General features: G+C 70.1%; 10 protein-coding genes and 1 tRNA gene. 5 read left to right on the top strand and 6 right to left on the bottom strand.

The annotated features are described in order from the left end of the window. Positions 1 to 299: 299 nt before the first annotated feature. Both ACFY2B_RS32430 and ACFY2B_RS32425 read right to left on the bottom strand, forming a co-directional pair. The gene (locus ACFY2B_RS32430; protein ID WP_390766635.1) at positions 300 to 1,133 is read right to left on the bottom strand and encodes a TetR family transcriptional regulator; all 834 of its coding nucleotides are present in this window, start codon (positions 1,131 to 1,133) and stop codon (positions 300 to 302) included. A gap of 130 nt (positions 1,134 to 1,263) precedes the next feature. Further along, on the bottom strand, positions 1,264 to 3,069 hold the full coding sequence (locus ACFY2B_RS32425) for a 3-hydroxyacyl-CoA dehydrogenase family protein (protein WP_390766634.1): 1,806 nt from the start codon (positions 3,067 to 3,069) through the stop codon (positions 1,264 to 1,266). Between the two features lie 557 nt (positions 3,070 to 3,626). Between ACFY2B_RS32425 and ACFY2B_RS32420 the strand changes: the two genes are divergently transcribed. Then, positions 3,627 to 4,202, top strand: a complete 576-nt coding sequence (locus ACFY2B_RS32420; RefSeq protein WP_390766633.1) for an adenylosuccinate lyase — start codon at positions 3,627 to 3,629, stop codon at positions 4,200 to 4,202. Positions 4,203 to 4,209: 7 nt separating this feature from the next. Here ACFY2B_RS32420 and ACFY2B_RS32415 read toward each other — a convergent pair whose 3' ends face one another. The 4 genes from ACFY2B_RS32415 to ACFY2B_RS32400 form a co-directional block, all read right to left on the bottom strand. After that, complete coding sequence (locus ACFY2B_RS32415) at positions 4,210 to 4,734, bottom strand: GNAT family N-acetyltransferase (protein WP_390766632.1); 525 nt, start codon at positions 4,732 to 4,734, stop codon at positions 4,210 to 4,212. Beyond that, positions 4,731 to 5,129, bottom strand: a complete 399-nt coding sequence (locus ACFY2B_RS32410; RefSeq protein ID WP_390766631.1) for a RidA family protein — start codon at positions 5,127 to 5,129, stop codon at positions 4,731 to 4,733. Before ACFY2B_RS32410 ends, ACFY2B_RS32415 begins: the two co-directional genes overlap by 4 nt. 58 nt (positions 5,130 to 5,187) lie before the next feature. After that, a complete protein-coding gene (locus ACFY2B_RS32405; protein WP_390766630.1) occupies positions 5,188 to 6,774 on the bottom strand; it encodes an alpha/beta hydrolase in 1,587 nt (528 codons plus the stop codon). Between the two features lie 135 nt (positions 6,775 to 6,909). Then, the gene (locus ACFY2B_RS32400) at positions 6,910 to 7,851 is read right to left on the bottom strand and encodes an Rv2578c family radical SAM protein (protein ID WP_390766629.1); all 942 of its coding nucleotides are present in this window, start codon (positions 7,849 to 7,851) and stop codon (positions 6,910 to 6,912) included. 603 nt (positions 7,852 to 8,454) lie between these two features. Here ACFY2B_RS32400 and ACFY2B_RS32395 point away from each other — a divergent pair. The 4 genes from ACFY2B_RS32395 to ACFY2B_RS32380 all read left to right on the top strand — a co-directional run bounded on the left by ACFY2B_RS32395 (position 8,455) and on the right by ACFY2B_RS32380 (position 12,004). Further along, positions 8,455 to 8,979 (top strand): DUF6879 family protein, encoded by a 525-nt coding sequence (locus ACFY2B_RS32395; protein WP_390766628.1) that lies wholly within the window; start codon positions 8,455 to 8,457, stop codon positions 8,977 to 8,979. A gap of 12 nt (positions 8,980 to 8,991) precedes the next feature. After that, positions 8,992 to 9,843, top strand: a complete 852-nt coding sequence (locus ACFY2B_RS32390) for a helix-turn-helix domain-containing protein (protein ID WP_390766627.1) — start codon at positions 8,992 to 8,994, stop codon at positions 9,841 to 9,843. A 1,077-nt stretch (positions 9,844 to 10,920) separates the two neighbouring features. Further along, positions 10,921 to 11,016: transfer RNA gene (locus tag ACFY2B_RS32385), tRNA-OTHER, on the top strand. Positions 11,017 to 11,113: 97 nt separating this feature from the next. Further along, positions 11,114 to 12,004, top strand: a complete 891-nt coding sequence (locus ACFY2B_RS32380) for a radical SAM protein (RefSeq protein ID WP_390766626.1) — start codon at positions 11,114 to 11,116, stop codon at positions 12,002 to 12,004. The last annotated feature ends 5 nt before the right edge of the window (positions 12,005 to 12,009 follow it).

Here is a 12,009-nt window from a genome sequence, read left to right as displayed (position 1 = left end):
GCGCGCGGGCCGCGGCCCGCGGGGACAGTCGGTGTGCCAACGGTCTGTGCACTCCGGCCGCCCGGACTCCTCCAAGGTATGACACCGCGTGTCACGTGACAAGGCACTGGGTGCCAGAAATTGCTCTCAGATGAATTCTTTACGCAACAGATGAGCGATGATCGATCGAATGCCCCGCGACAGGCCCCAGGAGCCGTGGAATCCGCGGGACAAAACTGCCCGGACATGGCGAGAACGGCCACCCGGTGGGGGTGGCCGTTCTCACGGGAGGAATCGCGGGCCGGTCCGGGCCCGCCCGCTCAGCGGTCCTTCAGGGCCTTCTCGATGGTCCGCATGACCTCGTCCAGCGAGGCGTCGGTGCGGGCGACCGTCACCAGCACCTCGCCCTGTGAGGAGACGGCCGCGGGCGCGTCGGCCGACGGGGGAACCGCCGTCCGGCCCGCGCCGATGCCCGAGGCGAAGGTTCTGCGGACGATCGCGAAGGCGTGGTCGAGCTGGGCCTCGACATCGCCCTGGCCGTCGGCCCGCAGCCAGCGCCTGAGCACGTGGTTGTGGGCGGTGACCACGGCGGACGCGGCGACCTCCGCCAGCAGCGGGTCGTCGTTGGCGTCGTCCTCGTGCGCGTGCTCGTCGAAGTGGCCGAGGAGGTAACGGGTGAACAGGCGCTCGTAGCGGGCCACCGTCGCGATCTCGGCCTCGCGCAGGGTGGGCACCTCGCGCGTGAGCTTGTAGCGGGCGACCGAGATCGCCGGCTGGGCCGCGTACATCCGCATGACCTCTTTGATGCCGCGGCACACGGTGTCGAGCGGGTGCTCGTGCGCGGGGGCCGCGTTGAGCACGGCCTCCGCCCGGATCAGCGTGTCGTCGTGGTCGGGGAAGATCGCCTCTTCCTTGGAACGGAAGTGCCGGAAGAAGGTGCGGCGGGCGACTCCGGCCGCGGCGGCGATCTCGTCGACGGTGGTCGCCTCGTAGCCCTTGGTCGCGAACAGTTCCATCGCCGCGGCCGCCAGTTCCCTGCGCATCTTGAGCCGCTGGGCGGCGGAACGGGAGCCGGTGGCACTCTCCGGCGCGTCGGTCGTAGCTGGTGTACGTGAGGACTTGGCGGGCTGGGACATGCCCCGAACGTACTGCATGTATGCAGCGTGGCGCGCATGACCGGGATTTCCCCCGCCCTTCGGGGGCGGGGTCGGCAGGGAGCGGAGCAGGCCGCACCAGGCGTCCGTCCCGGTCCGCGCGCGCCCGCTCCGCCGGTCGCCGGGACGTTCAGCGGCGGGCATGCTCGCGGAAGCCGCGGCCGGTCTTGCGGCCGAGGCAGCCCGCGGCCACCAGGTGTTCGAGCAGCGGGGCCGGGGCCAGCCCCGGGTCGCGGAACTCGCGGTGCAGGACCTTCTCGATCGCCAGCGAGACGTCCAGGCCGACCACGTCCAGCAGTTCGAAGGGGCCCATCGGATAGCCGCCGCCCAGCTTCATCGCCGCGTCGATGTCGTCGAGGGAGGCGTAGTGCTCCTGCACCATCTTGATCGCGTTGTTGAGGTACGGGAACAGCAGCGCGTTCACGATGAAGCCGGCCCGGTCCCCGCAGTCGACCGGATGCTTCTTTACGGTGGCGCACACCTCCCGGACCGTGGCGTGGGCGTCGTCCGCCGTCAGCACGGTACGGACCACCTCGACCAGTTTCATGGCCGGCGCCGGGTTGAAGAAGTGCATGCCGATCACGTCCTGCGGGCGTGAGGTGGCGCGCGCGCAGGCGATGACGGGCAGCGACGACGTGGTGGTGGCCAGCACCGCGCCCGGCCGGCAGACCTTGTCAAGCGTCGCGAACAACTGCTGCTTGACCTCCAGGTTCTCCGCGACGGCCTCCACGACCAGATCGACGTCGACGAAGGCGTCGCAGGACCCGGCCGGGGTGATCCGGTCCAGGGTCCGGGCCGCCGCCTCGGCCGTCAGCCGTCCCCTGTCGACCGACCGGGACAGCGACTTCCCGACCCGTGCCCGGGCCGCCCGTGCCTTCTCCTCGCCGCGGGCGACGAGGACCACGTCGTACCCGGCCTTGGCGAACACCTCGGCGATGCCCGAGGCCATGGTGCCGGAACCGGCGACACCGATCGAGCCGACCGGGCGGCCCGGGGTGAGCAGGGCGCCCTCCAGCGGGGTCAGCGCGTCCCGCACCACCGAGGCGCTGCCCGGGGCCTCGTAGGTGTAGAAGCCGCGGCCCGCCTTGCGGCCGGCCAGGCCCGCTTCGCTGAGCTGCTTGAGGATCGGCGCGGGGGCGTGCAGCCGGTCCCGGGAGGCGGCGTACATGGCCTCCAGGACGGTGCGCGCGGTGTCGATGCCGATGAGGTCGAGCAGGGCCAGCGGGCCCATCGGCAGCCCGCAGCCGAGCCGCATCGCGGCGTCGATGTCCTCGCGGGAGGCGTACTTCGACTCGTACATGGCGGCGGCCTGGTTGAGGTAACCGAACAGCAGGCCGTCCGCGACGAAGCCCGGGCGGTCGCCGACCGCCACCGGTTCCTTGCCCAGCTCGACCGCGAGGTCGGTGACCGCGGCGACGGCCTGCGGTGCCGTCAGCACCGACGAGACGACCTCGACCAGCCGCATCGCGGGCGCCGGATTGAAGAAGTGCAGGCCGAGCACGCGTTCCGGGCGGGCCGAGTCGGCGGCCAGCCGGGTCACCGACAGGGCGTTGGTGCCCGTCGCCAGGATCGCGTCGGGCCGCACGATGCCGTCGAGTTCGCGCAGGACCTGCTGCTTGATCTCGTACGACTCCGGGACCACCTCGATGACGAGGTCGGCGTCGGCCGCGGCCCGCAGGTCGGTGGTGGTGCGGACCCGGGCGAGCGCGGCCGCGCGCTCCGGCTCGCTCAGCCGGCCCCGCAGCACCGCCCGCGCGGTCGCGGACTCCAGGGCGGCCTGGGCGGTGGCGGCGGCGGCCTCGCTGACGTCGATGCCGACGACGTCGCGGCCGGCCTTCGCGAGCACCTCGGTGATGCCGGTGCCCATGGTGCCGAGGCCGATGACGGCGACGATCCTGAGTGGGGACAGAGGGGTGTCGGGCGGGGGAGTGGCCATCGCGGGACTCCAGGGATGAATGAGGGTGACGACGGGGGATCGCGCCCGGTGCGCACGAGAGCGGACGGGGTACGGAAGGAAGTCGGGTGCTGTCGGACTGCGGGCGCGCATCACGCCCGGTGCCGTCGCCGCGGGCGAAGACGCCCGGGGGCGGCCGGACCGACCGGCTCTGTCCCGAAGCCGGGTCGTACTGCGGTACACGGGGTACCGGATCGACCTGCGCCCACGACGGCCGCGTCACCAGACCGTCGCGAACGGAAGCGCGAGTGTCACTCGCTCGTCTGAGCTTAACCGGTGGGTAACGAGCGCGCTAGCCTCTTCGCTCCGCGGGGGCGCGTCGTCCTTGTCGTTCCGCTGCGGGTGCTGGGTGGCCTGGCGCCCGCGGGGCGGAGCCGCGGACGATACCGCTCCGCGCCCCCGGGACGCGGCGGAGTCGTGCCCGGCGTCGGTCCGCACACCCCCTTCGGGGACGGGCCGGCGCCGCGGACGGTACCGGCTCGCGCCCCGTGCGAGCGCTCCCTTTCAGGGTGCCGATGGCGCCCCCTAACCTGGAGCACGTGGACGAAGAGTTGCGATTGCTCACGGAGCGCTTACGGCAGGAGTCGCGGGGGACGGCGGCGTACGAGCGGCTGGCCGCGACGGACGACGACGACGAACTGGCTCAGGTGCTCGTCGCGGCCGGGCAGCCGCTCTGGGCCAGGGAACTGGCCGCGTTCCGGCTGGGTGTGGCGGGCGACCGGCGGGCCTTCGAAACGCTCGTGCTGCTGCTCAACCACCGGGACCCGCCGCGCTGCGCCTCCGCCGCCCACGCCCTCGCCCGCCTCCGCGACCCGCGCACCGCCCGTGCCGCCGCGGCCCTCGCCACCAACGAACTGCGCGTCGCCTACGCGCTGTACCCGGTCCGGCTCCTGGTACGGCTGCGCGCCCCCGAGTCCGTACCCGCGCTGATCACCACCCTGGAGCGGCGACTGCGCCCGCACGATCCCTACCGGCGGGTGGCCCTCGCCTGCGTGGAAGGGCTCGGGACGCTCGGGGACGCCCGCGCCCGGCGCGTGCTCAACGAGGCCCTGGCCCATCCGGCGCTCGCCGAGGCCGCGGTGCACGCCCTGGCCCGGATCCCCGGCAGACGGTGACGCCCGGTCAGCCGGTCAGCGTCCTCACGTAGCGCACCTCGGGCACCGGCACGCCGTCCACGTCGAAGGGCTCCTCCGCGCCGTCGGCCTGGAACCCGCACCGCTGGTAGAAGCCCCGGGCGGGCGCGTTCTCCTTGAGCACCCACAGGAACATCCGGGGGTGGCCCGCCACCGCGCGCTGCCCGACGGACTCCGCGAGCAGCGCCCGCCCGACCCCGCTCCCCAGCCGCCCGGGATCGACGTACAACGCGTACAACTCGGCGTCGGCGGTGCGCACTTCACCGTCCCGGTACGGGCCGTGCGCCGCCCAGCCGACGACCTCGCCGTCCTGTTCGGCGACCAGGTTCACCACCGGGCCCGCCCCGGCGCCCAGGCGGGCGCGGTGCCGATCGGCGTCCGCCCGCACGCTGAGCGCGTCGAGATGAGCCTGCGGCATGAGACCCCGGTAGGCGCGCTGCCAGCCGTGCACACGGATCTCCGCGACACGGTCGCAGTCGGCCCACTCCATGGACCGCACCAGTGGCACGCTCACCCGCCCACCACCGCGAGCGCCTCGACCTCCATCAGGAACTCCGGGCGCACCAGCGCGGCCACCTGCACGGCGGAGGCAGCCGGGAGCCGGTCGTCGGGTATGTGCGCCGCGCGGGCGGCACGGATCGCGGGCATGTGGGCCATGTCCGTGACGAAGTAGGTGAGTTTGACGACGTCCGTGAAGTCCGCTCCGGCGGCGGCCAGACAGCGCCGCAGGTTCTCGAACACCTGGCGGGCCTGGGCCGCCGGGTCGCCCGCGCCCACGAGTTCGCCGTCCCCGTCCAGGGCGAGTTGGCCGGAGACGGCGACGAACCGGCCGGTGGCGGCCACGACATGGCTGTACTGGGCGGCGGGCGCGACCCCGGCGGGAGCGGGAATCCTGATCGGCTCGGTCATGCGTCCATGATGGCCCACGCCTGTGACAACGCCCCGGGGCCGCCCGCCCGTGCGGCGCTCAGCCGCGGAAGCCGAGCAGACCGTGCAGGGCCGCGCCGCCGGACGTGACGGGCGCCTCCTTGGTGGTCAGCGGTTCGGGGTCGGGCGTCCGCTCGCACTCCGCGTCCGCCGTGCCGGCCCCGTGCGGCACCGTGCCGTCGGTCAGATACCTGGTCAGATGGTCGTCGAGGCAGGTGTTCCCGCTCAGCGTGATGCCGTGGTTGCCGCCGCCCCGCTCGACCACCAGGCTGGAGCCGCGCAGCAGCCGATGGACCGTCACACCGCCCTCGTACGGGGTGGCCGCGTCGTCGGTCGCCTGGAACAGCAGCGCCGGCGGCAGCTCTCCGTTGGCGATGTCCACCGCCTGCCGGGGGGCCGTGGGCCAGAAGGCGCACGACGCGTTGTACCAGGTGTTGTTCCAGGCCGTGAACGGCGCCTTGTCGTACACCGCCCAGGTGTCCCGGCGCCACCGGTCCCAGTCGCGCGGCCAGAGGGCGTCGCGGCACTGCACCGACGAGTAGACGCTGAAGCCGTTGTCTCCGGAGCGGTCGACGGCCGCGAAGTTGCCGTACGCCTTGACCAGCGGGTCAGTCTTCTTGCCGTTCACGTACGCCGAGAACGCGTCGGCGAGATAGGGCCAGTAGCCGTCGTAGTAGCCGCCCGGCATGTAGATGTCCTCCAGCTCGGCGGCGCCGACCTTGCCGCCTGCCGGCCTCGCGGCCAGCGCCGCCCGCATCGCGTACCACTTGGCCTCGACCGCCGCGGGATCCGTGCCCAGCCGGTAGGCGCCGTCGTGCCGGGCGATCCAGGCCATCAGGGCGCGGTGGCGGTCGTTGAAGGCGACGTCCTGCCTGAGGTTGTCCCTGTACCAGACACCGGTCGGGTCGACGATCGAGTCCAGGACCAGGCGGCGCACCCGCTGGGGGTACAGCTTCGCGTAGACCGCGCCCAGGTAGGTGCCGTACGAGTAGCCGAAGTAGTTGATCCGCTGCGCGCCGAGGGCCTGCCGGACCGTCTCCAGATCCCGTGCGGCGCTCACAGTGTCGATGTACGGCAGCACGTCCGCGTACTTCTTGCCGCAGTCGGCGGCGAACTCCTGCACGCGCGTGAGGTTGGCCTTCTCGATCGCGGGCGTGCCCGGCACGGAGTCGGGGCGCACCGGGTCGAAGTGACCGGGGTGGCAGTCCAGCGCGGGCGCGCTCCGGCCGACGCCGCGCGGGTCAAAGCCGATCACGTCGTACTGGGCCGCCACCGCCTTGGGCAGCGCGGACGCCACGAACCCGGCGAGCGTCCGGCCGCTGCCACCGGGACCGCCCGGGTTGACCAGCAGCGGGCCCTGGTAGGTCTGGGCGGTGTGCGGGACGCGGGAGAGCGCGAGCGTGATCCGCCTGCCCTGCGGGTGCGCGTGGTCGAGGGGCACCTCCAGGGACGCGCACTGGAGTGTCGGATAGTCGGCGGTGCCGCACTTCTTCCACGTGACGCTCGCCGGCCGGGCGACGGAAGCGGCCGTCGCGGCCTGCCGGGCGCTCGCGCCCGCGGGGTGGGCCGTGAGCGATCCGGCGACGACGGCGGCGGCACCGCACAGCACGGCTGCGCGTGTTCTCATTGCGTCCTCCCAGGACGGAGGGGGTCGGACCGCGAGGGTCGCGGTCCTCGCCGCATCGTCCCGGAGAGGACGTCCGGAAGAACCTGTTAGGGCGATACTTGACCCAATTGGGTCGTGGGATGCGCTCGAACGCTCTCAGATCAGCGTGAGCTGGACCGGCTCGGCCGCCTCCGGTCCGTGGGCCGGCGGCGGCACGGGCTCCGGCGGCCGGACGCGGCGCGGCATGCCCGGCCGGGTGGGGCCGATGCCGTACTCCTGGGCCAGTTCGTGCACCTGACGGGTGATCCGGCGCTGGTACCACTTCGGCGCGTAGGCACCCTCCGCGTACAGCCGCTCGTAACGGCGCACCAGGTGCGGGTGGTGCTGCCCGAGCCAGGCCATGAACCACTCACGGGCTCCCGGCCGCAGATGCAGCACGAGCGGGGTGACGGAGGTCGCCCCGGCGGCCGCGATCGCCCGCACCGTGGCCCGGAGCTGGGCCGGGTGGTCGCTGAGGAATGGGACCCCCGGTGCCATCAGCACGCCGCAGCCGATGCCCTGCTCGCCGAGGGTCCGCACCACGTCCAGGCGGCGTTCGGGCGCGGGCGTGCCCGGCTCCACGGTGCGCCACAGGCCGGGGTCGATGAAGCCGGCGGAGACGGAGATGCCGACGTCCGTGACCTCCGCCGCCTGCTTGAGCAGGTCGAGGTCGCGCAGGATCAGGGTGCCCTTGGTCAGGATCGAGAAGGGGTTCGCGTGGTCGCGCAGCGCGGCGATGATGCCCGGCATCAGCCGGTAGCGGCCCTCGGCCCGCTGGTAGCAGTCGACGTTCGTGCCCATCGCGATGTGCTCGCCCTGCCAGCGCGCGGAGCCGAGCTGGCGGCGCAGCAGCTCCGGCGCGTTCACCTTGACCACGATCTGGGTGTCGAAGCCGGTCCCCGTGTCGAGGTCCAGGTAGCTGTGGGTCTTGCGGGCGAAGCAGTACACACATGCGTGCGCGCAACCGCGATACGGGTTGACGGTCCACTCGAAGGGCATGTGCGAGGCGCCAGGCACCCGGTTGATGATCGAGCGGGCCCGGATCGCGATGACATGCACGCCCTGTGCCCGTGAGGGCCTAGTTAAGGCGCTCGCGGTTCAGGCGAACGCCTTCCCCGGGTATGAGACGGACACCATTGAAGACACGGCGGCCCCTATGGTGACGCAGGTCGCGGAGAGTACCGCCGACGTCCTCCGCCACACTCCGGAGTGCAAGGTTCGCAAGGGCGGCCGTTACTACTGGGACTGTGACTGCGGAGTACGCGACGACTGACCACAACACAGCCCCGCCAGGGATCACCCGGCGGGGGCTTTTTGCGTTGTGCTCCGTGCAGCCCGCCAAGATTCGGTCGTAGCCGCTCGCGTTGCTCTACGCCCTCTTGACTACTGCACGCCTTGGCGCAATTCTCGTAGAACATTGCGCAATCTGCGGGACAATGGAGGTCATCGTGGCTTTACGATCATTCGGGAAGGACCCCGAGACGAACGGAGACCACTGCCCGACGGTGTGGTTCGACGAGGACAAACGGGAGCTCGTGTTCCAGGGGTGGACGGCGGATGACGCACTCCGGGCACAGTGCCTGTTGACAGGGCCGATCCCCGATACGGAGGGGGTCGTCAGGCTGCCCGCTCGCATGGTGCAACAGATCAGGGAGGCGTGTGATGCCGCAGAGGGTGACGCCGTTCGCTGAACTGCTCGCGGGATGCCGGTCGTCCGCCGTTCACCTGGAGATGCGAGACGTCTACGGCGTGGCCGAGGAGGACGCCGACTTCGCTGCATGGCGAGGCGGTTGGAGGTACGACATCAACGACCGCTCGTCGTGGTGGAACGGCTTCCATGACGCTGTAGCCGACGCCGTGGTACGGGGAGTCGTCATGCGTCGTGCCCGCGTCGTCTCGGAGCCGGTAAGTGAGTACATCCGTTACGAGCACACGTGCACGCCGCAGAACATCGCGGCCGGCGAAGAAGTCCGGTGGCTTCCCCGGCGTCTGGCGTCCGATCTCCTGCTTCCTGGCAACGATCTGTGGATCTTCGATGACCGACTGATCCGGTTTAGCCTGTTCGCAGGTGACGGGTGGTTCCTAGAAGACGTGATGGAGGATGCCCCCGACGTTGTGAAGCGGCATGCTGAAGCCTTCGAGGCGGTATGGTCCCGTGCCATCCGTCACGACGACTACCAGATCTGAGCACACCAGCCGATGCAATCTCCCTACCCTTCTGCTGCTCTTGACGAGGCGCGCCGTGCCATCGCGGAAAAACTCCGGGAGTTGCGACGTGACGCGGGGCTGACGGGTAGGGAGGTTGCCGCTCGGGCTGGCTGGCTGCCGTCGAAAGTGTCGCGCCTCCAGAGCGCGACGACGCCCCCGTCCGACGACGACATCCGCGCGTGGTGCATGGCCTGCGGAGCTGAAGACAAGATCCCGGATCTCCTTGCCGCCAACCGCACAGCCGACTCCATGTACGTCGAGTGGCGCCGTGTGCAGCGAAGCGGCCTTCGACGGCTCCAGGAGTCCAGGATCCCGCTGTACGAGCGCACGCGGACGTTCCGCGTCTACAGCTCCAGCGTGATACCTGGCTTCGTTCAGACCTACGAGTACGCCGCTGCGCTTCTGGGGAACATCGCACGCGTCCACGGAACGCCGGAGGACGTCGATGACGCAGCGGTTGCCCGTGTCGAGCGATCCCACATCATCCGCGAGGGGAACCATCGATTCGCATTCCTACTTGAGGAGTCCGTACTCCGCCACGTCGTCGGAGACGCGGCCGTAATGGCGGGGCAACTCGGGTACCTGCTCTCCGTCATGGCGCTGCCGTCTGTGTCTGTCGGCATCATCCCCGCGGGACGCGAACGGGGCATGTGGACGGTAGAGACGTTCACGCTGTTTGACGAGGACCGGGTATCCGTCGAACTCCTGACGGCCGCAGTCACCGTTACGGCGCCGGGTGAGATCTCGATGTACGAGCGTGCCTTTGAAGAGATGAAGTCGCTTGCACTCTTCGGCGCTGACGCTCGGGGACGCATCTCGGCAGCGATTGACTCTCTCGACTGAAGTCGCATAGAACCTTGTAGAACTTAGTGGAATCTCCTCGCCGTGCGTACCTGCCTTCGTCGTGTGACCCCACGGCGGAGGTGCCGGTATGGCACAGGCAAGAGCGCTACAAGATCCCGTAGAACTGACTGACCCACCCACCGCTACGCCTCCTGTCGCAACGCCGGGATGCGACGTATGCGGTGCGCTGGTGAAGCAGTGGATCCAAGCGATGAAGCAGGGAAGCCCTGCCTGCGATCCGTCGCACGGTAAGGATCTGGCAGTGGAGATCGGCCGGCATCCACACGACTGGAAGAAGCGGGGGAGGAAGTGACGATCCCCGAATCGACTCTGAGTGACCGTCAGGCGGACCTTCCATCCCCCGAGTTGGTCGGCCTCGTTGACGCGTCAGAAGATCCGTCAGAGGGTGAGTGGTGGCAGGCGTACGGCGGGCAGCTTGATGTGGCGTCCGGCGTAATCGCCTTCCCGCTCGGCGCTGCGCCCCCGTGCCCGTTCGCGGAATGCCTGCGTCATGGGGGCGGGAATGCTGCTTCGTGACCTCACGACGCCCCGTCTCGGTCTGGTCAATCCGGACACCTGCCGCGTCTGCTGCTCGCTCCGCACCGGACTGACCGAAGCCCTTGAAGCGGGGGATGCTGAGGCGGGGGAGGCCGTGGTGATTGGGATGTACCTGCATGTGCAGCGTGGTCACCCGGACGACCCGCGCACGGTCGTGGACCGGTCCCGGGCCGTGACACCCCGGCCTGCGGTCTGATCCCCACAGGCCCGCGGACCGGGCGACCGTGCGTCCGGCGCGCGGTGGGCGCGACGGGAGTGCAAGTGCCGGTGCGGTCGGCCCGCTGCACTCCCGTCAGCGTCCTGAAAGTCCCCGTCCGGCTGTCTCCCCTGTGGCGGATGGGCGGGGTTTAAATGCCGCCTCTGGTCTCTAGCATGGCGAGGCAGGGGGCGGGCCATCCAACAACGTCGGTGAGGATCAAACGACCTGTCACGGTTATCCGATGGCTCTGTCCCCGGACGGAAAGGTCTATACGTGCCTTGAGTGCTGGAAAGAGGTCCCGGCATAGCAGTAGGTAACCGCCCCCTGTAGCTCAGTGGCAGAGCAGGTGCCGTATCGCTGCAAGTCGAACGGCCGCGTCAGGTACCCGGCCTCCGGTTCGACTCCGGGCAGGGGGACTGCTCGCTCTGTCGGTCTTCCGCGGGCCGGAAGACCGACAGGAGGGCTGTACAGCGCATCACCTCCAATCGGCAACGACGAACGAGAGGTAAGCGAATGACCGTCATCGCAGAAGCGCCGACTCTCCAGGCGGCCGGCACTCCACGATTCCTGTGGCTCGACCTGACCCGGAAGTGCCAACTCTCCTGCACGCACTGCTACAACGAGTCAGGGCCCGAGGGTACACACGGCACGATGACCGCCGACGACTGGCGCCGAGTGCTCGACCAGGCACATGCGGCCGGCGTGACCGGCGTTCAGTTAACCGGGGGTGAGGTAACGATGCACCCCGAAGCCCCCGCTCTCGTCGAGTACGCGTCGCGACTTGGCCTGAAGGTCGAGGTCTACAGCAACCTTGTACACATGACCCCTGAGTGGTGGGGTGTGCTCCTGCGCACCGGGGCCGGTCTCGCTACGTCCTACTACTCTCACTGGGCTGACGACCACAACGCCGTCACCAGCCGACCGACGCACGCTCGGACCCGTGCGAACATCGAATGGGCCGTGAAGGCCGGGGTCCCGATCCGGGTATCGATGGTCCGGAGTCAGCCGGACCAGGACATCACGGAGACCGTAAACGAACTGCGAGCCATTGGCGTCCAGCGTATCCGCAGTGACCGTGTGCGCCCCTTCGGCCGTGGCAGCAACGGCGATGCGCCGGACGTGGCCGGTCTTTGCGGCCGGTGTGGTGTGAACCGAGCGCCGATCAGCCCAGACCGTACAGTGAGCCCGTGCGTGTTTTCGGGCTGGCTCGACGCTGGCAACGTCCTGACGTCGGCCCTGGCCAATATCCTCAGCAGCCCTGCCATGTTGGCCGCGAACGCTGCTGTCCTCGAACGCGGCACCGTGTCACCCGCCTTCGGTGGTGACGACGACGAAGAAGAGGACGACAACGACGACGGGTGCTCGCCCGGATTCCCGGGCAGTTCATGTACTCCGAGGAACTGAGAGGC

Origin of the sequence: Streptomyces sp. NPDC001270 (assembly GCF_042896695.1) — a bacterium.
Lineage (GTDB): Bacteria > Actinomycetota > Actinomycetes > Streptomycetales > Streptomycetaceae > Streptomyces.
This window is presented reverse-complemented; position numbering and strand designations above follow the sequence as displayed.

Excerpts from the sequence above, each read along its gene's own strand:
- ACFY2B_RS32430 (WP_390766635.1), bottom strand. The coding sequence starts at position 1,133 with ATGCAGTACGTTCGGGGCATGTCCCAGCCCGCCAAGTCCTCACGTACA.
- ACFY2B_RS32425 (WP_390766634.1), bottom strand. The coding sequence starts at position 3,069 with ATGGCCACTCCCCCGCCCGACACCCCTCTGTCCCCACTCAGGATCGTC.
- ACFY2B_RS32410 (WP_390766631.1), bottom strand. The coding sequence starts at position 5,129 with ATGACCGAGCCGATCAGGATTCCCGCTCCCGCCGGGGTCGCGCCCGCC.
- ACFY2B_RS32405 (WP_390766630.1), bottom strand. The coding sequence starts at position 6,774 with ATGAGAACACGCGCAGCCGTGCTGTGCGGTGCCGCCGCCGTCGTCGCC.
- ACFY2B_RS32395 (WP_390766628.1), top strand. The coding sequence starts at position 8,455 with ATGCCGCAGAGGGTGACGCCGTTCGCTGAACTGCTCGCGGGATGCCGG.
- ACFY2B_RS32390 (WP_390766627.1), top strand. The coding sequence starts at position 8,992 with ATGCAATCTCCCTACCCTTCTGCTGCTCTTGACGAGGCGCGCCGTGCC.
- ACFY2B_RS32380 (WP_390766626.1), top strand. The coding sequence starts at position 11,114 with ATGACCGTCATCGCAGAAGCGCCGACTCTCCAGGCGGCCGGCACTCCA.